23 protein-coding genes are annotated in these 22,677 nt (G+C 40.0%); 13 read left to right on the top strand and 10 right to left on the bottom strand.

What is annotated here, in order from left to right; all coding sequences use genetic code 11:
* Nucleotides 1-35: 35 nt before the first annotated feature.
* The 6 genes from UB32_RS01570 to UB32_RS01545 form a co-directional block, all read right to left on the bottom strand.
* Nucleotides 36-1,445: an MATE family efflux transporter gene (locus UB32_RS01570; protein WP_044390698.1), complete on the bottom strand. Its 1,410-nt coding sequence runs from the start codon at nucleotides 1,443-1,445 to the stop codon at nucleotides 36-38.
* Between the two features lie 103 nt (nucleotides 1,446-1,548).
* A complete protein-coding gene (locus UB32_RS01565) occupies nucleotides 1,549-2,325 on the bottom strand; it encodes a hypothetical protein (protein WP_052806915.1) in 777 nt (258 codons plus the stop codon).
* Between the two features lie 41 nt (nucleotides 2,326-2,366).
* On the bottom strand, nucleotides 2,367-2,888 hold the full coding sequence (locus tag UB32_RS01560) for a hypothetical protein (RefSeq protein WP_044390644.1): 522 nt from the start codon (nucleotides 2,886-2,888) through the stop codon (nucleotides 2,367-2,369).
* Nucleotides 2,889-3,029: 141 nt separating this feature from the next.
* Nucleotides 3,030-3,539: a hypothetical protein gene (locus UB32_RS01555; RefSeq protein WP_044390642.1), complete on the bottom strand. Its 510-nt coding sequence runs from the start codon at nucleotides 3,537-3,539 to the stop codon at nucleotides 3,030-3,032.
* Nucleotides 3,540-3,805: 266 nt separating this feature from the next.
* Entirely contained in the window at nucleotides 3,806-4,129 is a 324-nt protein-coding gene (locus tag UB32_RS01550) for a four-helix bundle copper-binding protein (protein ID WP_044390641.1), read from the bottom strand.
* Nucleotides 4,130-4,456: 327 nt separating this feature from the next.
* Nucleotides 4,457-4,690: a YkuS family protein gene (locus UB32_RS01545; protein ID WP_044390640.1), complete on the bottom strand. Its 234-nt coding sequence runs from the start codon at nucleotides 4,688-4,690 to the stop codon at nucleotides 4,457-4,459.
* A 235-nt stretch (nucleotides 4,691-4,925) separates the two neighbouring features.
* Here UB32_RS01545 and UB32_RS01540 point away from each other — a divergent pair, with 235 nt between their 5' ends.
* Nucleotides 4,926-5,546, top strand: coding sequence for a YdhK family protein (locus UB32_RS01540; protein WP_044390638.1), 621 nt, complete (start codon nucleotides 4,926-4,928; stop codon nucleotides 5,544-5,546).
* A gap of 35 nt (nucleotides 5,547-5,581) precedes the next feature.
* Here UB32_RS01540 and UB32_RS01535 read toward each other — a convergent pair whose 3' ends face one another.
* The 3 genes from UB32_RS01535 to UB32_RS01525 form a co-directional block, all read right to left on the bottom strand.
* Entirely contained in the window at nucleotides 5,582-6,544 is a 963-nt protein-coding gene (locus UB32_RS01535) for an arsenic resistance protein (protein ID WP_044390637.1), read from the bottom strand.
* Nucleotides 6,545-6,659: 115 nt separating this feature from the next.
* Nucleotides 6,660-7,346, bottom strand: coding sequence for a response regulator transcription factor (locus tag UB32_RS01530; protein ID WP_044390636.1), 687 nt, complete (start codon nucleotides 7,344-7,346; stop codon nucleotides 6,660-6,662).
* 2 nt (nucleotides 7,347-7,348) lie between these two features.
* Nucleotides 7,349-8,716, bottom strand: a complete 1,368-nt coding sequence (locus UB32_RS01525) for a sensor histidine kinase (RefSeq protein ID WP_044390635.1) — start codon at nucleotides 8,714-8,716, stop codon at nucleotides 7,349-7,351.
* A gap of 271 nt (nucleotides 8,717-8,987) precedes the next feature.
* Here UB32_RS01525 and UB32_RS01520 point away from each other — a divergent pair, with 271 nt between their 5' ends.
* From UB32_RS01520 to UB32_RS01495, 6 genes are all read left to right on the top strand, one after another.
* Nucleotides 8,988-9,884 carry a cation diffusion facilitator family transporter gene (locus UB32_RS01520; RefSeq protein WP_044390633.1) on the top strand — a complete coding sequence of 299 codons (897 nt, stop codon included), beginning with the start codon at nucleotides 8,988-8,990 and terminating at the stop codon, nucleotides 9,882-9,884.
* A gap of 143 nt (nucleotides 9,885-10,027) precedes the next feature.
* The gene (locus tag UB32_RS01515) at nucleotides 10,028-10,939 is read left to right on the top strand and encodes a YIEGIA family protein (RefSeq protein WP_044390631.1); all 912 of its coding nucleotides are present in this window, start codon (nucleotides 10,028-10,030) and stop codon (nucleotides 10,937-10,939) included.
* A gap of 3 nt (nucleotides 10,940-10,942) precedes the next feature.
* Complete coding sequence (locus UB32_RS01510) at nucleotides 10,943-11,149, top strand: capping complex subunit for YIEGIA (protein ID WP_044390629.1); 207 nt, start codon at nucleotides 10,943-10,945, stop codon at nucleotides 11,147-11,149.
* Between the two features lie 119 nt (nucleotides 11,150-11,268).
* On the top strand, nucleotides 11,269-11,607 hold the full coding sequence (locus UB32_RS01505; protein ID WP_044390627.1) for an ArsR/SmtB family transcription factor: 339 nt from the start codon (nucleotides 11,269-11,271) through the stop codon (nucleotides 11,605-11,607).
* A gap of 163 nt (nucleotides 11,608-11,770) precedes the next feature.
* Nucleotides 11,771-12,688: a cation diffusion facilitator family transporter gene (locus tag UB32_RS01500; protein WP_044390625.1), complete on the top strand. Its 918-nt coding sequence runs from the start codon at nucleotides 11,771-11,773 to the stop codon at nucleotides 12,686-12,688.
* Nucleotides 12,689-13,101: 413 nt separating this feature from the next.
* On the top strand, nucleotides 13,102-13,830 hold the full coding sequence (locus UB32_RS01495) for a ZIP family metal transporter (RefSeq protein WP_044390623.1): 729 nt from the start codon (nucleotides 13,102-13,104) through the stop codon (nucleotides 13,828-13,830).
* A 76-nt stretch (nucleotides 13,831-13,906) separates the two neighbouring features.
* Here the strand turns inward: UB32_RS01495 and UB32_RS01490 are convergent, their stop codons facing one another.
* Complete coding sequence (locus tag UB32_RS01490) at nucleotides 13,907-14,749, bottom strand: COX15/CtaA family protein (RefSeq protein WP_044390621.1); 843 nt, start codon at nucleotides 14,747-14,749, stop codon at nucleotides 13,907-13,909.
* 462 nt (nucleotides 14,750-15,211) lie between these two features.
* Here UB32_RS01490 and UB32_RS01485 point away from each other — a divergent pair, with 462 nt between their 5' ends.
* The 6 genes from UB32_RS01485 (at nucleotide 15,212) to qoxC (ending at nucleotide 22,676) form a co-directional block, all read left to right on the top strand.
* Nucleotides 15,212-16,975 (top strand): ABC transporter ATP-binding protein, encoded by a 1,764-nt coding sequence (locus tag UB32_RS01485; RefSeq protein WP_044390619.1) that lies wholly within the window; start codon nucleotides 15,212-15,214, stop codon nucleotides 16,973-16,975.
* A 30-nt stretch (nucleotides 16,976-17,005) separates the two neighbouring features.
* Nucleotides 17,006-18,334 carry an MATE family efflux transporter gene (locus UB32_RS01480; RefSeq protein WP_052806913.1) on the top strand — a complete coding sequence of 443 codons (1,329 nt, stop codon included), beginning with the start codon at nucleotides 17,006-17,008 and terminating at the stop codon, nucleotides 18,332-18,334.
* Between the two features lie 34 nt (nucleotides 18,335-18,368).
* Nucleotides 18,369-18,536 (top strand): hypothetical protein, encoded by a 168-nt coding sequence (locus tag UB32_RS19945; RefSeq protein ID WP_157841605.1) that lies wholly within the window; start codon nucleotides 18,369-18,371, stop codon nucleotides 18,534-18,536.
* A gap of 627 nt (nucleotides 18,537-19,163) precedes the next feature.
* Nucleotides 19,164-20,057: a cytochrome aa3 quinol oxidase subunit II gene (qoxA, locus tag UB32_RS01475; protein ID WP_044390617.1), complete on the top strand. Its 894-nt coding sequence runs from the start codon at nucleotides 19,164-19,166 to the stop codon at nucleotides 20,055-20,057.
* A gap of 76 nt (nucleotides 20,058-20,133) precedes the next feature.
* A complete protein-coding gene (gene qoxB, locus UB32_RS01470) occupies nucleotides 20,134-22,083 on the top strand; it encodes a cytochrome aa3 quinol oxidase subunit I (protein ID WP_044390615.1) in 1,950 nt (649 codons plus the stop codon).
* Nucleotides 22,080-22,676, top strand: a complete 597-nt coding sequence (gene qoxC, locus UB32_RS01465; RefSeq protein ID WP_044390613.1) for a cytochrome aa3 quinol oxidase subunit III — start codon at nucleotides 22,080-22,082, stop codon at nucleotides 22,674-22,676. The genes qoxB and qoxC overlap by 4 nt, the downstream gene beginning before the upstream one ends.
* The last annotated feature ends 1 nt before the right edge of the window (nucleotide 22,677 follow it).

Below are 22,677 nucleotides of genomic sequence, written 5' to 3'. Positions count from 1 at the left end.
ATCTCCTTACTTTAATCAGTTACTGAAGTAAGTGATTAATAACTATTTGCACAAGCTGGCAAATCTTCCTTTGTTGTCTGTGGATCACATTCCGCTCTTGGTTCAGGTGCTTTTTCGATTTCCATCCATTTGTCCCTTCTGAACTGAATCAACAGAACGATGGCTCTCAAACCAATGTCAATGCCAATGGCAATCCAAACACCTGCCAAACCCCAGTCGAGCATGATAGCGAGGACATACACAAGAACGGTCCGGACTGCCCACATCCCAACAGCGGTCAAATACATAGGAAACTTTGTATTGTTTGCTCCCTGGAATGCCCCGGTCATGACAAGAAGGATTGCCAGCAGCGGCTGGAATACTCCCGAAATTTTCAATGCTGTACCGATATCTCCGATAACAGCCTGGTCTTCAGTGAAAAAACTGCCTGTCCATTCTCCAAGGAAAAATAAAAGAATTCCAAGAACCGTCATAGATATGAAAGCGAAATAAGTGGATAGTTTTGCATATGTCTTTGCTTCTTCGTAGCTTCCGGCTCCAACCTGCTGACCAACGAGAATAGTCGCAGCAGTAGCGAATCCATAGCCGATCATATAAGAAAAAACTTCAACATTGCCTGCTATTTGATGGGCAGCGAATGAATTAGTTCCCAAAGCCACAACAAATCCGAAATAAACGATTTGACCCGCACGCATCAATAATCTTTCACCAGCTGCAGGAGCACCGAGTGTCGAGAGTTCTTTCAGATGGGTTAAATCGGGTTTCCAGTAATCCCTGCGGAAGTTGAGAACTTTTTCCCGGTTTATATAGTAAACAAGGAACAGGCTTCCAACCATTCTGGAAAAGACTGTTGCGATTGCGGCACCGATAATGCCCATTTCTGGAATGAACAAAAACCCGAATATCAATAGATAGTCAAGAATTCCGTTTACGATGTTGATTACGACACTGACAATCATCGGGGACCTGGTATTGCCGGCTCCTCTTAAGATCGCACTCATGACAAACATGAGCGACATAAATACGGACGGAATTCCAACAATTCGAAAATACAACGCGCCGAGCTCTAATACTTCTTCTTCAATCCCCATTAATCTTAGTAAAGGTTCAGCAAAAAAGAGTGTTATGATTCCTGTGAGCAAACCAAAAGCAATCGAAAGGACGATGGACTGTTGAGAGATATGACGTGCTTTTTCTGGAAAGCCAGCTCCCATGAAATTTGCAATCCTTACATTTGCCGCAATTCCAATTGCCATGAATAAGGCAAAATAAATTGCAAGTAGGGCGTTTGTTACTCCTACTGCTGATACTGCAGCCAGGCTAATTTGTGAAACAAAATAAGTATCGACAAACCCGAGTATAGTTTGAAAGAAATTTTCAATCACGGCAGGAATGGCAAGGATGATGATCAGCTTTAACCTTGCTTTGTTCGTATCTGCTGCCATTATTTTGCTTGTTTCAATTCGTTGTTTCAAGACCACACCTCCTATCTTTTGGTTGGATTAGCTTTATTGAATAATAGCACACGGAGAGTGTGCTATTATCAGGCTATTCAGATGGAACTTCGACTACAAATGGGACTGTATGCATTTCCTCTTTGTGCTTGAACTGTCCCCAAATTTTATAAATACCTGGCTCTGGGAATGTTGTCATATAAGTAACCGTAGGTCCAGTAGTCTTTTCATCAGTTGGATGGACATGAAGGAACTTCTCCAGGTCACTGCTGACAATCACGACATGACCAGCTGATCCAAGGTAAGGTTCCAGTTCTTTTACAGGAACTTGAGGTTCAGCATCTGTTATCGTAAACGCCATGGTAAGATGCTGATTCGCTGCCAAGCGGTCGAAGGATAGTTTGAAATCTAGGCCATTTACCGTTTTCTTTAAAACTTCGTCAGGTGTGACAGTTTGTGTATTCTCTGCCCCTTCTGCGTTATGCTCGAAAGTCGCTAACTGCTGGGTGCCGCCTTCGGGCATAAAATCTGCGAAGAGTTTATAGGAACCAGCACTTGGAAACTTTGTCTTAACTGTAAACTCTCCATCACCAATATACTCAGGATGGAGGTGCAGAAAGGTGGAAAGGTCCTTGCTGATTGCCAATAAGTGCATTTGTTTTTCATGGACAACAGAAAAAGCTGTGGCCGGAATTCCGTGACTGTCTTTAAGGGAAAGTTTAATTTCAGTCTCCTGTCTAGGCTGAATATCCTTCGGATTCAGCTCCCAGCCTACTCTCAGTGCTTCGGCAGGGGTGGTTTGTTGATGGTTGGCATGGTTTGCACCATGGTCCATTTGATTATGCCCATGGTGTCCGTGATCTTGTTCCATCTTTATATCACCTCTTTTTATTTTTCTATAATGTTCATTAACTATTCTTTTAAGATGTGTTCAAAATGCTTCAAGATCTTCTGCTGCTCTTCCTCAGTACCAAGAGGAGTGATTTCTGCTCCCATTTCTTTTAGTATTTCCGTAACATCCTTAACAATCTCAATCTCTTGAAGAGCAAATTGAACATGTGCATGCTTGACCTTAGGGTCCTTCATCTTAAGTGCAGAAACCAGGTTATCTAAAGCCATGGACTCAGCCGCCTTTTTTGTCTCCAGAGCAATATGCTTGTCCAACTGGCTCCCATTCTTTACTTTTCCTACAGATTGGTTTCCAGATGGAAGCTCGTCCAATGTTGGAACCTCTTCAAAATCACTTTTGGCTGGATCCAGCATGCCCATCATCAATCTCACATGACTCCTTAACACATCGAGCTTTTTATTCAGGATATATTTTAATTCGACGCTCTCGACCTTTTTTTCATGCATTTTTATTTTTGCAATCAAGCCGTCGTGGGCTGATAGATGTTCGGCAATTAGCCCCATATCAGTTGCAGGCAATAACATATTGATTCCTCCTGTTCTATTTTTGGGTTCACTACTTTCTACCACTTCTTTAATCAAATAAACTGCATAAAAAATGCACAAATTCCTTCTGCCATAAGAAGTTGGGAGCCAGCTAACAAGCGGCTCCCCGACCTAAAAAGTCTATTCATTTTGCACATGTTTATAGTGCTGCAAAGTCATGAACTGCATTTCTTTACTGACAGTTGGAATGAATTCTCCATGAGTATGCTTTATTAAATGATCATAAATCATCTGCATGCTTACATCTTGATAGGCCATTTGAAGATGTATATTTTTGACGTTGGGATCCTTCATCATCAAAGCCGAATTGAAGTTATCGCTCCCCATCAGCTTGGCTGTGGACCTTGCTTCAAGGGCAATATCTTGTTCGATTTCACTGAGCTTTCCAGCATCCATACTAAAATCAAAACGTTGCAATTCAGGCAAATGTACTTGATGTGTTCGATCAGGGTCAATTAGCGCCAGCATGGTCCTGACATGATTTCTTAACATATTAATATTCAATTCTAAAATATTTTTTAAAACAGGATTTTGGACTGAGGAATAGTACATTTTCAGCTTATTGTTGACTCCTTCATGGGTACTTAAATGTTCAGCCATAATCCCTAAGTCGACGGCAGGCAAATTCATTTGTCTATCACCCTCCTCTTTTGTTAGTATATTCATCCTGCAGGAGGAAGGTACTTTGTCTGAAAATCTAAATATATGTAGGTCAGTACAGGTAAAACCTCTTTAAAATTATTACTTAAATAGGCACGGGACATACATGTTTTCTCCCGATATCTCCAGTCTGAATGGGCAAGTATAAAAAAAACACCATGTAAATCCAAGAATACATCTTGCCTTACTGGTGTAATTTCTTTCACTATTTTCAGCTAATCTACAGGGTATCAAACTTACGCCGCAAATGCCCTGCAAGCCTGGGCGCAATGCTGGCAAACCTGGGCACAATTCTGTGACATCTGGTCAGGGTATTTGGAGCATTCCATTGCGCACTGTTCACAGATATAGGCGCAAATATTTGCCAATGTTTTAGAAAAAAAGCTGTTTCGTGCAAGGTATTTTGCCATTAATGTGCACATATCGGCACAGTCCCTTAACAATAGAATCTGAACATCTCTTCTATCATCATTTTGTAAACCGATCAAGTGGGTGACCATATCTTCGCATGTTGCTTCACAGTGCTGAATAGTATGCAGCAATGAAGACCCTTTCGCCATTTGACCTCCCATATCACCCGAATATTGCCCATACTGTCTGAATGGTTGTGCTGGATAAAAAACACATACCTCCTTTATTTTATCTGACGTTTCATTAATATGGGGAAAGCTGGGCTTCTGTGCATGTTTTTAATTCTCATATAATGGATTTCAAGTACTCAACAACACAGAAGGAAATGAAAGAGGAGGCATACCGAATCTAGGCTATTGCTTGGACTGGTTATCAAGGAAAGGTTAAAAATATTTTGCTGCCTGTACACAAAAAAGCTCGGAATACTCCGAGCTTTTTCTCTATTAATTCTTGTGCTATATCAAGAACTTATTTGATTACTTTACAATGTTCTCAACTTTAGAAACAACATCGTTTACAGAACGAGCTGTGGCATCCACAACTGGTACATTATTTAACTGGTTATCAGCTAAATCTTCTGTCCCTCTTGCTACGCAGCAGTCGCAGGAAGGTAAGTCTTCTTCATTTCTAAACATTTCTACATTATGCCCTTTTTCCTCTAAGGCTTGTTTAATATCAGTAAGTGGCTCTTCAACAGCAATTTTAGCCATTTCAATCCCTCCTCATTTTTTGGGTGTATATTTTGTTTAACCGAATTTTATCAATGTAAACATTACTTTCTATTTTGGAAATGAATTCATTTGCAAGCGGGGAGGATGGGCATGGAATTTAAAACTATAAATTATATATAGATGAAAAATAAAAGTAATCAGAAATGCACAATTTCTGCAACTTAATCGGGTACCTTAATTATTACAAAGAATTGAGCATTCAGGAGGAATCGTCATGAAAACTAAGAAACTAGCGCTGTTTGTTCTATCAGTCATTACCGCACTTGTTTTAGCTGCTTGTTCAGATACTGGCAGTGAAAACGAAAATGAAAGTGCGGATCATGAGAACTCTAGCCACGAGAACAGCCAGAAGGATAGCCAGGAGAATACCGAAAACAACGAAGGGGACCATGGGGGGATGAACCACTCAGATTCTGGTGAGGTTCCAGAGGGATTGAAAGAAGCAGAAAATCCTGCCTTTGAAGTAGGAAGGGAGGTAATGGTGAATTCCGACCATATGCAAGGGATGAATGGAGCAATCGGAACTGTTGTCGGAGCATACGACACGACGGTTTATGCTGTTTCCTATACCCCAACAACAGGAGGCGAGAAAGTATCGAACCACAAATGGGTAATCCATGAAGAGCTGGAAAATGCGGGAGATCAACCTTATAAACCTGGTGATGAAGTTGTTTTGACGGCAGAGCATATGGAAGGAATGAACGAGGCAACAGCGACAATCGATACTGCTGAGCGATCTACCGTATATATGATTGATTTCACTCCAACAAGCGGAGGAGAAGTTGTGAAAAATCATAAATGGGTGACAGAAGAGGAACTTTCAGCTGCAGAATGACGTTTTTTAAAAGATAAAAAGTTGTAAAACACACATCATGACAAAAGGGATGTGTGCTTTCTTGCAATAATTAATAAAACCTGGGTGATGATTGCAAGGATAGGCAATTCCAATAATGGACCGATCACCAATGTTAAAGCGATTAAAGGCTGGTCCGGAAATGCGGTCATTGCAATGGCTAAAGCAATGGGTGAATTCCTTGCTAAAGTAGTTAAGCTTAGGCTTGTTCTGTCGGAGTTCGGGAACTTCATAAGCTGGCCTACCCTTTGACCAACAAAGAAATTGATGAGGAAAAATAATAGAATGGGGATGGTAATTTTCCACATTAAATCTAAGTTATCAAGCAGTAATTGACCTTGAGAAGCAAACATCGCCACAATTGCAAGGCTTAAAAAAATGATCGGTAGCACGCTGAACCTTGATATTAGAATTTCTCTTAACTCTTGTTTATTTCTCAAGACCATTTTCGTAAGATAAGCTAAAGCTAATGGAATGAACAAAACGATTAAGATACTTTCCACTAGAAATGTGAACTCAATAACCTCTGTTGTCCCGCCAAAAATGAGAAGATAAAATGGCAGCAAAATGACTTGCAAGATTAAATTTAAAGGCAAAATTGCAGCTGATAATGCTACATTCCCCTTGGCTATCCCTGTAAAGATTAAGTACCAGTCAGTGCATGGGGTAACCATCAGCATGATAAAGCCAATATACAAAGCGGGGTTATCACCTAAAAATACCATTGCCAGCAGCCATGCCAGGATTGGTGTCCAGACAAAGTTGATCGTGATTGAAGTGTAGGTAAACTTAATATTTTTAAAAGCATTTTTGATATCCTCAAATGGGATTTGTAAGAACGTAATATAAAGCATCGCTACCAATAAAGGAACAATAAAGCCTTCCGCATTAGATCTTATTGGTCCCACTTGTCCTATCCCAATGCCAATCATTACTGCTAAAAATATAATCAGAGTATATAGTTTTTCAAATAAACTCATTGTATATCACAACCAAAACTAAATTAATTGAAAGCTCACATCATTTTACCATAGTGTGTATGTACCGTAAGTTTGGCTTATTCAAGTACCACTTTAAATGCTTATTGGAAGAGGTTCACGAACGTTCAGAACTCCATTTGTATCCGACACCCCAAACCGTTAGCAAATGCTGATCGACGGGAAATCCTGCCTGCCGCAATTTGTCCCTTAAATTTCTGATATGCGAATCGATTGTACGGTTTTCCGTTTCTGTTTTAAAGCTCCATAATGAAGTAAGGAGATAATCCCTCGAGAACACCCTGTTAGGAGTTTTTATAAAGGTGCTCAAAAGAGAGAATTCTTTTGGCGTCAATATAATTGGATTGCCTTTGTATAATGCTTCCATAGCTGATTCATTTATTGATAATCCATAAAAAGTAAGGGTATCCTTTTCTGACTTTGAATCTAACCGTCGGATCACCGCATTGATCCTTGCCAGCAAGACTTCCTCGTTAAATGGCTTGGTTACATAATCGTCCGCGCCTTTTTTAAGCCCCTTTACTATATCTTCGTCCGCACTTCGGGCAGTCAACATGATAACTGGTACACTGGAGAGTTGCCGGATTTTTTCACAAGTTTCCAAGCCATCCATATCTGGCATCATGACATCGAGGAGGACCAGATCCACTTGTTCCTTCTCGAGAAAGGAAAGGGCATCATTGCCTGAATTCTTTTTGATACAAACATATCCATGTGGTGCGATATATAATTCCAACAAATCAAGCATTCTCTGCTCATCATCGACTAACAACACTTTTTTCATTTTCAGCTCTCCTTAAGTACAATCGTAAATGTTGTCCCCTCTCCAAGTCTGCTTTCAACGGAAATGGATCCACCATGGACTTCGACAAGCTGTTTCGCAATCGCAAGCCCCAAACCAAATCCGCCGGTCATCCTGGCGCGGGATTTTTCAACACGGTATAACCGCTCAAACACATAGGGAAGGTCTTCGTCGGGAATCCCGATTCCCTGATCCGTTATGGAAATGACAACATTCCAATCCTTTTTAAATGCCCGGATCGTGGTTGCAGTACCTTCATTCGAATATTTTAAAGCATTGTCTAAAATATTGGAAAGCACCTGTCCAAACCGTGAGGGATCGATATCGACATATACATCATGATCGCTATCGAGATGTAACTGTATGTTTTTATTTAAAAACGCGGGTAAAACTCTTTCGTATATAGAATGAAGGAAAGGAAAGAGCCGGACACGTTCTTTGGTGATGAGAAATTCATTTTGATCCATTCTGGCAAGGTAGAAGAGCTCTTCCAATAAGCGGTTGATCCGCTCTGATTCCTCACCAATGATTTGCAAATAGTGAGTTCGCTCCTGTGGGCTTAAATTGGTTCGCCGGGCTATATCGGCATAGCCCTTTATATAAGTCAATGGAGTCCGGAGTTCATGGGATATGCTCGCCAAAAAATCATTTCGTTCCTGTTTAATATGATTCAAGTCGTTTGCCAATGTCTGAATAGATTGGGCAAGCTCACCCAATTCATCATGGGATTGAACAGGCACAGAAACGGAAAAATCTCCTTTACTCAATTTTCGCGTTGCTTCCTTCATCAAAATAAGCGGTCTTGTAAGTGCCTTTGTTAAAAGGAAAATAGTAATAAACATAAAGAATATGATCAAGATCGATGCCAGCATAAAATGCCTGTTTAACTGGGAGACGAATGCTTTAACATTTTCTGTATCCCGAAACATATAAACATATCCATTATCTGTTACCGTTTCGTACGGAGTAACGGTGGCTATGTACTCTTCCTCATTCCATTCCGATTGAAGAATAACACCCTGCCGTGGAAGCTGTGAAAGGGAATGGTCAAGGACTTGTTCCATCCCGCCATTTATCTCCTTGGATGTTAATAAAACTTCTCCAGCGGAATTGGTCACCACCACATCCGTGTCAGTTTGCGATTCCATTAACCCAATATGCTGAAGGGTTGAATCATCAAAAGCCATTTCCAGTACGTCGCGATGACTGTTCCCGCGTGCTTTTAAAGAATCTAATTCCTGGTCGATTCGCGAGTGGACAACATTGTTATGTAAAAAAATCATCGAAACTGTCTCAATCAGTAAAATGCAGATGAAAATCCACAAACCTAACTTTAAAGATAATTTCAACATAGTCACCTTCTTGATTGTGATAAATGTAACCGAAATTTGTGGAGAAAATATGCAGTTCTTTAAAAACGCAATTTATTAGAAGTATATTAATCATACACCACCATAACCCGCACGACTAAGGTTTCGGAAAGACAAAGATGAGAATTATGTTTTCTATTTTTGTGATAGTTATCTTCCAAAATATGAGACAAACCGACGAATAGTTTTAAACATCAAAATACAGGATAAAGGATAAGAAAACTTAATTTAGTCGTTAAGGGGAGGTGTACCAATGGGGCAAGGGCATAGCCATGAATCCAGCAATAATAAAAAGTTACTCCTGATCAGCTTTATTTTGATTTTTGGTTTTATGATAGTAGAACTAATTGGCGGGATTTGGACTAATAGTCTTGCGCTTATTAGTGATGCTGGGCATATGTTAAGTGATGCGGTTTCGCTGGGGTTAAGTTTGCTTGCGATTAAAATCGGTGAGAAGGCAGCCACAGCTGCCAAGACCTACGGCTATAAAAGGATAGAAATATTGGTGGCCTTTTTAAATGGGATCACTTTACTTGGAATATCCATTTATGTGTTTTGGGAAGCCTTCAACCGGTTTTCTGAACCACCAGAAGTGAACACCGGAATGCTATATATTGCTGTAGCTGGATTGATTGTCAATATAGTTGCGGCATGGATTCTCCAAAAGGGAAACACGAAAGAAAACCTCAATCTCCGGAGCGCGTTTTTACATGTTCTTGGCGATATGCTAGGTTCTGTGGGAGCCATAGTGGCTGGATTGCTGATTTTGTTCTTTAATTGGAATCTTGCAGATCCAATTGCGAGTATTGTCGTCTCAATCCTGGTGCTAGTCAGTGGCTGGAGAGTGACGAAAGAGTCGGTCCATATTCTCCTTGAAGGAGCACCCACACATATTAATATTGATGAGGTGAAGAAGGCACTTGAAGAACTGAAAGGTGTGGAAGAAGTCCATGATCTTCATATCTGGTCGATCACTTCCGATCAGCCTTCATTAAGCGGCCATCTCGTTGTCGAGCCAAAATTTGATAACGATGACTTGCTGAACAAGGCGACCAGCCTCTTAAAAGAGAGATTTAAAGTAAAGCATTCAACTCTTCAGCTTGAAGGAGAAAGTTTTGCCCATAAAGAGAAAGAAGAATATACCCATTAAGGACCAGTGAAAATGACTGGTCTTTTTGGTTTAAAAAGGGGGGAGTGTTTCCAGGGGGTGGATACAAAAGTCTCACTCTGGATTTGATATGTATTTTTCTAAAACTAAATGGGAATGACTGCTGAGGAATGAAGGAGGCAGCCATGAGAGAAGGAATGATATCATCTGAGCATATTGTTATGATCATTACGGCTATTTGCGTTGGAACATTGGCACGGATTCTGACTGTGAAGGAAGATTTCAGGCAATATCCCAGCTATCCGAATGGCTATATGATTCATCTGGTTACCGGGTTTGTCGCTGCTGCCCTTGGTGCAGTAGCCATTCCGGCGTTAATGACTAAAAACTTTGTCGCAGTGACTTTTTTGACGCTTGCCATCCAACAGTTCCGGGATGTAAGAAAGTCGGAAAGGGAAAGTTTGAAAGATGTGGAAAACACTGAATATGCTTTTCGTGGAGACGCGTATATCGACGGAATCGCAAAGACATTCGAAGCAAGGAATTATTTTTCATTGATTGTTTCTTTTTTGACTGCCCTCACGATTCAAATTGTGGATAGTGAGTCGAAATTAATCAATATCATTTCCGGGACAATTGCGGGTGCAGTAGGGTTTTACATATTAAAAAGGTTTTCTAAAGGAAAAACAATCGGAGATATCGCTGAAGTAGAAGAAGGAAAGATTGAAGTGAAGGGATCGGAATTGTTTGTAGATGGAATGTATGTGACGAACCAGTTAGGAACGGAAAATGCTGCCACATTGTTTAAAAATGAAGGAATGGCTGTAGTGATTTACCCTCACGAGGAACATTTCCGTATTGCTTTGGACAACTTCGGACAAAGGCAGGCTGCACTTTTTGAAGCAACGAGGGCCCTGGGGGTTAAACGGTATCATTTTACAAGGAAGGATTATGAAAAAGGGAGGATTGTGGTGACACTCGTTCCAATCATTAAAGACAAGGATAAGCTCATTGAAGCCGTTAAAAAGACCCCTTTGCTTGAAAGTACGAAAAAGAGCCATGCGGTCATGAAAACAAATCTTGTCGGAAAGGAATAAACAATGGGAAGAGAATCTTCAGAGAGACCAGGTTATGAGATTCTGGCATTTGTCACTTTAAACAAGGAAAGGATACTGGGAGGCAGTCAGCTTACCCTGTTAGCTGAGAATGAAGAACAGCAGAGGTTAATGGTTCGGGACGTGGCCAAAGCAATGAAAGCTGATGTAGTCCAAATGAAAAGTGGAGATTATTTAGTTATAAGAGTTTAAGTTTTTAAATTGAATTTCCTTCTATAAAAGCTGCCGAAGAGGTTTTCTAAGGGGTACAAACTTTTTCTGGGATAAAGTGAATGATATAATGATAGGAAAAGGATTGTTAGGAGAGTAAAATGGCTGATCAAGACAAAATTCGGGACCAGGAACAAGACCAAGATCAAGATGTTTTAGATGAAGAGACCCTTTTTATTGTTTCCCAAACCTTCAAGGCTTTATCGGATCCGACAAGAATCAAAATACTCTATTTGCTGTCGAAAAATGAACATTCGGTCAACCAAATAGCAGAGTCGGTTGGCATGCTTCAAACCACGATTTCTCACCAGTTGAGATTTTTGAAAAATTTAAGGCTGGTAAAGTTCCGTAGAGAAGGAACGACTATTTATTATTCATGTGACGATCAGCATGTTATGGACTTGTTAAAAGAAACAATCGATCATGCCCGTCATCACTAAAATTATATCTGGATAATGGCAATTTTCTAAAAGGAAGATTGTCATTTTTTTATTAACAAGAAAGTAAGTGGGGCATAAATAAACATAAAAAAGTTTGAACATTTAAAGATAATCCTTTATATTTGTATATGAGTATGTATACATGTTTTTAGGAGGGGTCAATATGGGAAACGGACACTCACACGGCCATGGCCACAGTCATGGCCATTCGAGCAATAAAAAGGCGTTAATGTTGTCTTTTATCCTTATATCATCATACATGGTGGTTGAGGTTATTGGGGGGATTCTTACAAACAGCCTTGCGCTTCTTTCAGATGCAGGGCATATGCTTAGTGATGCCGCCGCGCTGGGATTAAGTCTGTTTGCCTTAAAACTCGGAGAACGGAAAGCAAGTGAAACCAAATCTTTTGGGTATCGAAGGTTTGAGATTATCGCAGCAGCATTAAACGGTTTGACATTGATCATTATATCTGTGTACATCTTTTATGAAGCTTATAATCGCTTTCTTAACCCTCCAGAGGTCCAGAGCCTTGGAATGTTCACTGTTGCATTTATTGGTTTGCTGGTAAACATTGTGGCGGCCTGGATTCTTATGAGAGGAGACAAAGATGAAAACCTTAATGTAAGAAGTGCATTCCTCCACGTTATTGGTGATATGCTTGGGTCTGTAGGGGCAATCGTTGCGGCGATTTTAATTTATTTCTTTGGCTGGGGTGTTGCAGATCCGATTGCCAGCGTTATTGTATGTATATTAATTTTAATTAGCGGCTGGAGAGTTACGAAAGATTCTTTCCACGTTCTGATGGAAGGAACACCAATCCGCATTAGTACCAATGAATTAAAAACTGCTTTGTTGAATGTACCAAATGTAAAAGGCATACATGACCTTCATGTATGGTCAGTTACATCAGATGAGCATATGCTCAGTTGTCACATCTCCATCTCAGGAGAGGGGAGTCATGATGAAGTTTTAAAACAATCCCAGTCCATTCTCCATGAAGAATTTGGAATTGACCATGCTACAATCCAGGTTGAAAAAGAAGAACACGGATGTCCTAATCCCCATGGCGGCTGTAATTAAATGAACAGTGGCAAAGAAAGCCTTCCTTCCTGATTTGATTTCAGGAAGGAAGGCTTTTTTATGGCTGCAACTATGAAAGATTAATAGCGGATTCCAGCAATATAAGCTCTTTTGTGTTAGAGGGGGCCAGTCCGTAAATACCCGTTATCTTGTTGCGATTTTTCATTACGATCATAAGAGTCAATGAAAGACCCCGCAGTAAAAAAAAATAAAACTTTACCTAAATATACATAAAAGATTAATACCACTTCTATTATGAGTATATGCTCATATATATAAACTAAGGTTCTTTACAATCGTTTTACTGCATTCCTTCTACTATCCTAGGAGGGTCCCAACTATACATAACAAGAACATCTAGTGAGTATAAATTGTACAAACCATATGTGATGGACGGAGGCTATTGATGAGGAATGATTTATGGAGGAGTAGCCAATCTATTCTTTATTGTTTTCCTGGGAACGACAATTGGAGGTTACGTTGCAGCCATTCTGACGGGGAAGGTTAAAAGGGGCGGATATATACATGTTTTTTCTGGAGGCCTTCTTTTGGGTCTCATATGCTTCGAATTACTTCCCGAAGCATTCAGTGAGTTAAGTTTTATTGGTGTTGCTGCGGGCATCTTTTTGGGGGTTTATGTAATGATCACCTTAGATATTTTTATTCATAGAAAAGCTCCGGATACTCAAGCAGGCAAGTGGACGATTTTTTTGCCCTTTTTCGCTCTGCTTGTCCACAGCATACCAACAGGATTAGCACTCGGACTAAATCTTCAACAACAATTGCTGAATCCGTCGATATTCCTTGCTGCAGCATTTTTTCATCATATTCCTGAAGGATTCATCTTGATGGGTGTACTTATAAACTCAAGAGGAAAAGCAGTTTTTTTTATTGGCCTCTGTATAGCCTTATCAATCACAGTGGGCTTATCTTCAATAATTGGTGCAAGCTTGCAGCCAACAACAGTCAAGCTGCCAACCATGTTAAACGGAATTGCAATCGGTACACTTAGCTATATTACCTTCTATGAGAGCATTTGGAAAAATTATAAAAAACTGCCGAGATTGAAAGCAGCTTTCGTATTGCTTCTAGGAGCATCGCTGATTTATATATTGCTCGTCCTAATGCCTATGGAACATTGAGAAAATAGATAGAATAAAAAGCAGTTTTCCAATAGCTATTGTGGGAAACTGCTTTCTGGATTATTTGCTGAAAATTTTACGAAGTAATTCCTTTCCCAAAACCTTTTCGCTCGGCTGCCAGGAAGCTAGCGGCTGAAATAGACAGAATTGTAAAAATCATATGGAATGAAGAATAGACAGGAGCGAGTGAACTAGCCTTGGAAACAAACCCGTACACTCCTGCTAATAAGAGAAAGAAAGTCAGACTAACAGACAGCAGCCTGAACGTTTTATTTCTTAAGGACCAGAATAAAATATAAGATGATGCTAAAACTGCCGCTATTCCTAGTAATCCATGGATTGAATATAAGATATATGAAATTCCGCCTTCATCTGTAATAAGCATTTTGCTGATTCGGAAGTGCTTGAAAACAGCCCCAATGATTGTTTCAATAAAAATAAACACTAACAATGCAAAGGAACCTTTTTGGAGCGGTGCACTCTTCTTACCTAAAAGTGGCGGCTCAAGAATGTTATGGGTATAAATAACCGATACCAGCAGAAAAAGACTTACAGTCACATCAAGGGTTGTAAATCCGATCGGAGTTCCCAGTAAAACATTCAGACCCCCAACCAATGATTGGATGAGCAGCAGAACGATTGATAAAATCGGCCAAATCGATTTCGTGTTCGATTTTTTAAGTTTTTTCCATACGAGGATTGCATTAATCAGGATGATAAAACCTAAAGAAGTGGTAAAAAGTCTGTGTGAATATTCAATTAGAATATTAATACTTGAAAAATTTGGAATTAGCTTACTATTGCATTTCGGCCAGTCAGAGCCGCAAGCATCGCCAGAATTTGTTGCAACAACTAAATTTCCAAGGATAAGGGCCAAAATAGTAGCAGCAATCGTGAATTTTTGGAACCTGTTTCGCATTTGTCAATCATCCAATCCTATTGTGTATGTGCATATAATCATATAAAAACATAACATGAATATCAGATTCTCACAATAACTCGAAGACTACTTTGATGGAATTCCCCGTTGACAGGGAGTAAGCGTGATTATAAGATTGATTATATATATGAATACATGACCATGTATAGGGTGAAAAGGTTAACGGAAAAAATTTGCAGTTTGCCATCCTTAAATAATGATATTATGTTTTAGAGTGGACAGATTTTTCTGGTTTACAAAGTTATTCATTTTATAGGCCCCCTGATATCATAATTATATAAATGGTTCTGGTGTTGAGTTTAATAGAAAAAGTAGCTTATTAGTTTTCAATGTTATTGTTGCATTTGCCCTCAATATTTGATGGCTTCAGAATACAATCCGGCTAGGAAAATACAATAGATTTGTATTTTTTTAGTGGAATAGTGGTCAAAAGGAGTTAATATGTACAGCTTTAAGATATACAGTCAATTTGTCAAGCCATACTGGAAACTTGTCGTCATTACAATGCTGATCGGTGTCGTTAAATTCGGAATTCCTTTAACACTGCCTTTAGTGATGAAGTATTCTGTTGACTCAATCCTTCTTGCGGAAATATCTAATTCCCAGAAGCTGTTAAAGCTCGGTTATGTCGTTGCTGCTGCGTTTGTTTTATTCATTATTATTCGCTTCCCAGTTGAATATTTTCGTCAATATTATGCGCAGGAAATTACCAGCAGGATATTATATGATATCCGTGATCGGCTGTATGATCATTTACAAAAGCTCTCACTTAGGTTTTATCAAAACAATAAAACAGGTGAAGTAATCTCCCGAGTCATGAACGATGTGGAACAAACGAAGAATATCGTCGAAACAGGGATGATGAATATATGGCTCGATATCTTTACATTAACGATCGCTCTGGGCTTTATGTTCACTCTCAACACTAAGCTGACCCTTGTGGCAATCGCCATTCTTCCCCTTTATGCCATTTCGGTAAGGATATTATACAAACGTCTAAAACGATTAACAAAGGAACGTTCTCAATCCCTTGCAGATGTTCAGTCATACCTGCATGAACGTGTATCTGGGATGCCGGTAGTCAAAAGCTTTACATTGGAGGAATATGATCAGGGCCAATTTGATCGGAGAAACAGAAAATTCCTAGCAAAAGCACTTGCAGCTACTCGCTGGAATGCACTAACCAACTCCGTTGTCAATACGTTGACGGATATTGCACCCTTGCTCGTAATTGCCTACGGAGGATATAAGGTGATTACCGGAGAGGTTACACTTGGTACATTTGTCGCCTTTTTTGGGTATCTTGACCGGATCTATAGCCCGCTTCGAAGGCTCGTTAATTCCTCCACTCTTTTAACACAGGCATCGGCCTCACTTGAGCGTGTCATGGAATTATGGAATCATCCTTATGATATTACTGACCATCCCTCTGCCAAGATAATATCCAAAGTGGATGGAGAGATTCAATTTCAGGATGTGTGGTTCCGTTATGACCAAGATGCCAATTATATATTAAAAGATATTAATTTAGTGATTCATCCGGGCAGTACCGTTGCTTTGGTCGGGATGAGCGGAGGAGGAAAGTCCTCTCTCATCAGCCTTATTCCCCGCTTCTATAATATAGAAAAAGGCAGAATTTCAATTGACGGGATCAATATCAACGACTTTACCCAGCGAAGCCTCAGGAGCCATATCGGGATGGTGCTCCAAGACAATATTTTGTTTAGCGGAACGATTAGAGAAAATATTTTATTGGGTAATCCTTCTGCGGTCGAGGATGAAGTCGTTTCAGCTGCCAGGGCTGCCAATGCACATGACTTCATTCTTAGCCTGCACAATGGATATGACACGGAAATCGGGGAAAAAGGGGTGAAGTTATCAGGTGGCCAGAAGCAAAGAATTGCCATAGCCAGAGTGTTTCTCAAAAACCCAAAAATATTGATTCTTGATGAAGCGACATCTGCCTTGGATTTGGAATCGGAAGCTTTAATCCAGGATTCTCTCGATCGATTAGCGAAAAATAGAACGACTATTGTAATTGCTCACCGGCTTTCTACCATCACGCATGTGGATAAAATTATTTTCATGAAAGATGGGAAAGTGGCAGAACAAGGAACACATGGAGAGTTAATGGGCAAAAACGGGCTTTATGAACAGCTGTTTAACATCCAAAACTTAAGCAAGGAACAGGGAGTGGCCCATTAATTTTTTATTATAAAGAAAGAAGGAATTATTTTGCAGATTCCGAAAAAAGCAAAAAAAGTATTTAATATTGCTATGCCAGCGATTGGGGAATCCTATTTACAAAGTTTATTAGGAGTAGTTGATTCGTTTTTTATTGCCCAGCTTGGGTTGCTGGCCATTAACGCTGTCGGTGTAACCAATATTTACAGCATGACATATATTGGGGTTTTTACCGCATTGTCAGCGACACTTGCGGTTTTTTTATCAAGAGCCTTTGGGGCAAAGAACGAAGCCCGGAGCAAGTCGGTTATCTTTCATGGTCTTCTGATCTCCGCAATAGCCGGCCTTATATTTTCCGGGGTGTCTGTTGGGTTTTCGGATACACTGCTGGACTGGGCAGGAGCAGATGAGGCCCTAAAAAGTACGGCCATTATCTATTTCCAGGTCATCCTCGGTTTAACACCGTTTGTAGCATTGTTCACGGCACAGTCAGCTACCTTTCGGGCAATTGGGGATACACGGACGCCACTTAGGGTCGGTATCGAAATGAATGCTGTTCATGTAATTTTGGACTATATTTTAATTTTCGGTGTAGGTCCAATAGAAGGATGGGGACTGACTGGAGCTGCCATTGCCATGATTTTGGCAAGGGTTTACGGATTTCTCCGGCTGTGGCTGAAATCGCAGTCGATTCCAGCTATCGCTTTGTCTAAAGATGATTTTAAATTTGTCGGAAGCCTGGCTGGCAGCATGGGGAAGTTTGCGCTACCGGCCACTTTGGAACGGCTGTCCATGCGTCTGGGTCAGGTCGTTTATTTCGGCCTGATTGTCCGGATGGGTATCGAGGTTTATGCTACCCATAACATTGCAGGCACACTGACGACTTTTGCCTACACGATTGGCGGAGGGTTTGCCATCGCCGCCAGCACCTTGATCGGGCAGGCGATTGGCGAAAACAACCTGGAGGATGCAAAGGAATACCGAAAATGGAGCTATATCCAATCTGCTGTTTCCATGACGCTGATTACGGCGATACTCGCTGCGTGCAGCCCATGGATTGGCATGTTGTTTACAACCGATCAGACGGTCCTGCATTTATTGCTGATTGTTTTATTGATCGATATGTTTTCCCAGCCATTCCTTGCTTCAGTCCTTGTTGATACTTCAGCTGTCCAGGCATCGGGGAACAGTACATTTCCAATGATCGTTACAATTATTGGGATTTGGGTGATCAGAACACTTGGAGTCTATATTTTTGCGTGGAAGTTGGGATATGGCCTACCCGCTGTTTGGGTCTCTATTGCTGCTGATAATGCCCTTCGTGCAGGATTGTTTATTTGGTACCGAAAAAATAGACAGGTTATAAGAGAGTTAGCGTAAATTTTGATAAGAATATAAACTGGGAGTGATGGACATGCAATTTGTATTAGGTTTGAACTTGATTGAGCTTATGCCAACAATAATTGTGTATTCTGTTTTGTCTTTATTGGCTATAGGTGTTATCTATTTATTTAAGAAGAAATCAGATAAGGAATTAATAGAATTGGAAAGAAAGTTAGGTTCAAATGACCATGATAAATAGTTTCTATATTGAAATATAAGCCTGAGTGGCTGACGGTGTGAACCTGATGCTATTCCAATAAGGTCAAGAATCGGAAAAGATTTATGAGGTTTATAAAACCAACGATAATAGAACTTAGTTACGTGGGCATTTCGACTGTTTGCCAGGGTGTTTCCTGAAAATTTATAATAATGAAAAACATAAAAAGATCGCTGTTTAGCGATCTTTTTATGTTTCAGAAGCGGAATGGGAGTGGAGGAGTGTTCCCATACCCCTATTGTTTGAACGATTTTCTTTAAACAGTTACCCTCTTTAGGAAACAATTCTCAATTAACGGGTAGTTAACATAAACAGGTCAGCCAAATCGACTATTTATCATTTTGTAAAATAAAACCTTCAACATTTTGTCACAAATTAAAATAAAGCCACCAATTAAAGTATGTTAACATTATGAGCGTGTTAGAAACCTATAGATGCTTACTAGGATATTTATGTATATATGCTCATATATTTAAATTCTTGGCGTTCTTTTTCTTGGTGGCATTGAATAAAAACTATGAAATTGTATGTGATGTAATTTACATAGTATTCGAAATCTATCGGATAGGCTTCTAACTTCCTCAGTTAATCTAAGAAAGGGGTAAATCAATGAAGGTAAAATGGTTGATTTTAACTTTAATTTTTGGTGTTTTCGCCATGCTTTCTGGTTGTGAACCATTAACGGTCCTCGACCCAAAAGGTCCTCAAGCTCGTACAACAGCAGATGTGATCATGATTTCGATTTGGACCATGGCATTTGTTGTTATTGTTGTTTTTGTTCTTTTCATTGTCATGTTGGTGAAGTACCGAGCATCAAAGCAAAATGAAAATTATGAACCGCCACATATTAAAGGCAGTAAAGTAATTGAATCGATATTCGTTGGCGTTCCAATAATAATTGTCATTTTCCTTTCGGTTATTACTGTCAAATCTACATATGAAGTTGAGTCAACACCTAAGGGGTTTGAAAAACAGGAACCGTTAGTCATTTATGCATCTTCTTCGAATTGGAAGTGGCATTTTAGTTACCCGGAAGAGAATATTGAAACAGTGAACTATCTTTTTATTCCAACGAATAGGCCGATAGAATTTAGGCTTTATTCATTTGGACCGATTTCCAGTTTCTGGATTCCGCAATTAGGTGGACAAAAATACGCTATGTCAGACATGGTCAATAAGCTAAACCTAGCTGCAGATGTTCCGGGAGAATATAGTGGGCGGAATGCTAGTTTTACAGGTGCAGGATTCGCAGAGCAAACGTTTAACGTTACAGCAATGGAACAGGAAGAATACAAAAAATGGGTAGATGAAATCAAGGCAACTGCAGAACCAATGACTGCAGAAAAATTTGATAAATTGTTAGAACCTGCCCACCTTGGTCAACAGACATTTACAGGCACCCATTTATCTTTCCTTCCGCCTCCAGAGGGTCACCAAATGAAAGAGACATCAAAAGAAAAAGAGAATGAAACAATGGATCAAGACAAAATGGACGATATGTAGGACCAGGTAACAATACAGTGTTTCTGAATGATGTTGCAGTTAATTTTAAATGAATAACAGAAAGGGGTTGCGATAGATGGAGTTCTTTGAGAGATTTGCTATTCCAAACCCAAGTCCAACCATATATGCGTCGATGGTTGCCATCGGCTTAACGATTATTGCAATACTTGCAGGCCTTACTTATTTTAAAAAGTGGGGTTATTTATGGCAGCAATGGTTAACAACAGTAGATCATAAACGTATCGGCATCATGTACCTCATTTCAGCTCTGCTGATGTTGTTCCGTGGCGGAGTAGATGCCATAATGATGCGTGCCCAGACGGCTATACCTGAGAACACACTTTTGAATGCCCAAGAATATAATGAGGTTTTTACAACACATGGAGTAGTCATGATTTTGTTCATGGCTATGGCGTTTGTCACTGCTTTAATGAACTTTGTAGTCCCATTGCAAATTGGGGCTCGTGATGTGGCGTTTCCTCGATTGAATGCTTTAAGTTTCTGGTTATATTTTATGGGAGCGATGTTATTTAACATTTCCTTCATTGTTGGTGGTTCACCTGATTCAGGATGGACATCCTATTTCCCACTGGCGGGAAATGAATTTAGTCCTTCGGTAGGGACGAATTACTATATGATTGCGATTCAAATCGCTGGTCTAGGAACATTAATTACTGGTATTAACTTTATTGTCACTATCTTGAAAATGAGGGCACCTGGCATGAAGTTAATGAAAATGCCGATGTTTACCTGGACAGCGCTGATCACCAATGTGATTATCGTTTTCGCTTTTCCGGTTTTAACGGTCGCGCTGGCGATGGGGACAATGGACCGATTATTCGGAACCAACTTCTTTACGACAGCAAACGGCGGCATGGATATGCTATGGGCCAACTTCTTCTGGGTGTGGGGGCATCCTGAGGTATATATCCTAATTTTGCCTGCGTTCGGCATCTATAGTGAGATCATACCAACATTTGCCCGCCGAAACCTGTATGGATATAAGTCAATGGTCATTTCCATCGTCGCTATATCTGCGTTGTCATTTGTAGTCTGGGTTCACCATTTCTTCACTATGGGTCAAGGTGCGCTGGTTAACAGTATTTTTTCTATTACAACGATGGCGATTGCTATTCCTACAGGAGTTAAAATCTTCAACTGGCTCCTTACCCTTTGGAAGGGAAAAATCACCTTTACGGTCCCTATGCTATACTCTCTTGGATTCATTCCAATTTTCACAATCGGTGGGGTTACAGGAGTAATGCTGGGAATGGCTAGTGCAGACTATCAATATCATAACACTATGTTCCTTGTAGCTCACTTTCACCTGGTAATCATTCCTGGTGTCGTGTTCGCAATGATTGCTGGAATGACCTATTGGTGGCCAAAGATCTTTGGTTTCATGCTGAATGAACGAATTGGGAAATGGTCATTCTGGTTTATCGCAATCAGTGTATGTTTGACATTCTTCCCGATGTTTATATCAGGTCTTGATGGGCAAGCTCGCAGGATGTACACCTATTCTGAATCGACTGGTTTTGGAATATGGAATACGATTTCCTTTATAGGCGCACTTGGTCTTGCGGTAGGTTTCATACTAATCGTATACAATATCTATTACAGCACTCGCTACGCTCCAAGAAACATCGGATCTGACCCTTGGGATGCCAGATCACTTGAGTGGGCAACTAAGAGTCCTGTGCCTGAATATAATTTTGCATTAGTCCCTCATGTGAACTCTTCTGAAGCATTTTGGGATGCCAAGAAAAATGGGCACAACTTGTTTCCTGGTAAGCTAGAAAAAATTCATATGCCAAATAACAGTGGGTTGCCATTTATCATGAGTTCTTTCTTTTTTGTATTTGGTTTTGCTATGGTATTCAGCATGTGGACCCTGGCCATTATTTCGTTAATAGGCATATTCGCAACTATGCTCTATCGTTCGTTCGAGAAAGACCATGGTCGATACATCACTGTCGATGAAATAAAAGAAGCTGAGAAGAAATTGGGAGGAATCAAAAAATGAAAATAAATCATACTCTCCCTCTTGAATATAGTACAGAAGAAAATCGCCTGAAAATATTAGGGTTCTGGATCTTCCTGGGTGCAGAAATTGCTTTGTTTGCAACACTTTTTGCGACTTATTTTATAATGGTTGATCGCACTGGAAGCGGTCCTGGTGGAGAAGAGGTATTTAAGGCTCCTACCCTCATTATTCAGACACTCTTGCTTTTAACCAGCAGTTTTACGATTGGATTAGGGATTAATGCAATGAGACTCGGAAGAGCAAAAGCAATGATAAATTTCTTTATCATTACTCTTGTTCTTGGGGTTGGGTTTATAGGTGTAGAAATATATGAGTTTGTTCAATATATCCACGAAGGATTGACTCTTCAAACAAGTGGTTTTTCAGCGGCATTATTTACAACACTAGGCACACATGGTGCTCATGTTACGTTCGGAGTTTTCTGGGGATTGGCTATTGTCATGCAGATAAAAAAGTATGGATTGACTCCAGAAACAGCTAATAAATCATTTATTTTTTCACTGTACTGGCATTTCCTTGACGTGGTGTGGATCTTTATTTTCAGCTTCGTCTACTTGAAAGGAATGATGTAAA

The sequence above is a fragment of the Mesobacillus subterraneus genome, assembly GCF_000934845.1.
GTDB lineage: Bacteria > Bacillota > Bacilli > Bacillales > Cytobacillaceae > Mesobacillus > Mesobacillus stamsii.
This window is presented reverse-complemented; position numbering and strand designations above follow the sequence as displayed.

What these genes read in the sequence shown, in the direction of transcription:
- UB32_RS01520 (WP_044390633.1), top strand. Translation starts at nt 8,988, where the DNA reads ATGGGGCAAGGGCATAGCCATGAATCCAGCAATAATAAAAAGTTACTC.
- UB32_RS01515 (WP_044390631.1), top strand. Translation starts at nt 10,028, where the DNA reads ATGAGAGAAGGAATGATATCATCTGAGCATATTGTTATGATCATTACG.
- UB32_RS01500 (WP_044390625.1), top strand. Translation starts at nt 11,771, where the DNA reads ATGGGAAACGGACACTCACACGGCCATGGCCACAGTCATGGCCATTCG.
- UB32_RS01530 (WP_044390636.1), bottom strand. Translation starts at nt 7,346, where the DNA reads ATGAAAAAAGTGTTGTTAGTCGATGATGAGCAGAGAATGCTTGATTTG.
- qoxB (WP_044390615.1), top strand. Translation starts at nt 20,134, where the DNA reads ATGGAGTTCTTTGAGAGATTTGCTATTCCAAACCCAAGTCCAACCATA.
- UB32_RS01485 (WP_044390619.1), top strand. Translation starts at nt 15,212, where the DNA reads ATGTACAGCTTTAAGATATACAGTCAATTTGTCAAGCCATACTGGAAA.
- UB32_RS01555 (WP_044390642.1), bottom strand. Translation starts at nt 3,539, where the DNA reads ATGAATTTGCCTGCCGTCGACTTAGGGATTATGGCTGAACATTTAAGT.
- UB32_RS01550 (WP_044390641.1), bottom strand. Translation starts at nt 4,129, where the DNA reads ATGGCGAAAGGGTCTTCATTGCTGCATACTATTCAGCACTGTGAAGCA.
- UB32_RS01535 (WP_044390637.1), bottom strand. Translation starts at nt 6,544, where the DNA reads ATGAGTTTATTTGAAAAACTATATACTCTGATTATATTTTTAGCAGTA.
- UB32_RS01490 (WP_044390621.1), bottom strand. Translation starts at nt 14,749, where the DNA reads ATGCGAAACAGGTTCCAAAAATTCACGATTGCTGCTACTATTTTGGCC.
- qoxC (WP_044390613.1), top strand. Translation starts at nt 22,080, where the DNA reads ATGAAAATAAATCATACTCTCCCTCTTGAATATAGTACAGAAGAAAAT.
- qoxA (WP_044390617.1), top strand. Translation starts at nt 19,164, where the DNA reads ATGAAGGTAAAATGGTTGATTTTAACTTTAATTTTTGGTGTTTTCGCC.
- UB32_RS01565 (WP_052806915.1), bottom strand. Translation starts at nt 2,325, where the DNA reads ATGGAACAAGATCACGGACACCATGGGCATAATCAAATGGACCATGGT.
- UB32_RS01545 (WP_044390640.1), bottom strand. Translation starts at nt 4,690, where the DNA reads ATGGCTAAAATTGCTGTTGAAGAGCCACTTACTGATATTAAACAAGCC.
- UB32_RS01510 (WP_044390629.1), top strand. Translation starts at nt 10,943, where the DNA reads ATGGGAAGAGAATCTTCAGAGAGACCAGGTTATGAGATTCTGGCATTT.
- UB32_RS01505 (WP_044390627.1), top strand. Translation starts at nt 11,269, where the DNA reads ATGGCTGATCAAGACAAAATTCGGGACCAGGAACAAGACCAAGATCAA.
- UB32_RS01570 (WP_044390698.1), bottom strand. Translation starts at nt 1,445, where the DNA reads ATGGCAGCAGATACGAACAAAGCAAGGTTAAAGCTGATCATCATCCTT.
- UB32_RS01495 (WP_044390623.1), top strand. Translation starts at nt 13,102, where the DNA reads ATGATTTATGGAGGAGTAGCCAATCTATTCTTTATTGTTTTCCTGGGA.
- UB32_RS19945 (WP_157841605.1), top strand. Translation starts at nt 18,369, where the DNA reads ATGCAATTTGTATTAGGTTTGAACTTGATTGAGCTTATGCCAACAATA.
- UB32_RS01525 (WP_044390635.1), bottom strand. Translation starts at nt 8,716, where the DNA reads ATGTTGAAATTATCTTTAAAGTTAGGTTTGTGGATTTTCATCTGCATT.
- UB32_RS01540 (WP_044390638.1), top strand. Translation starts at nt 4,926, where the DNA reads ATGAAAACTAAGAAACTAGCGCTGTTTGTTCTATCAGTCATTACCGCA.
- UB32_RS01560 (WP_044390644.1), bottom strand. Translation starts at nt 2,888, where the DNA reads ATGTTATTGCCTGCAACTGATATGGGGCTAATTGCCGAACATCTATCA.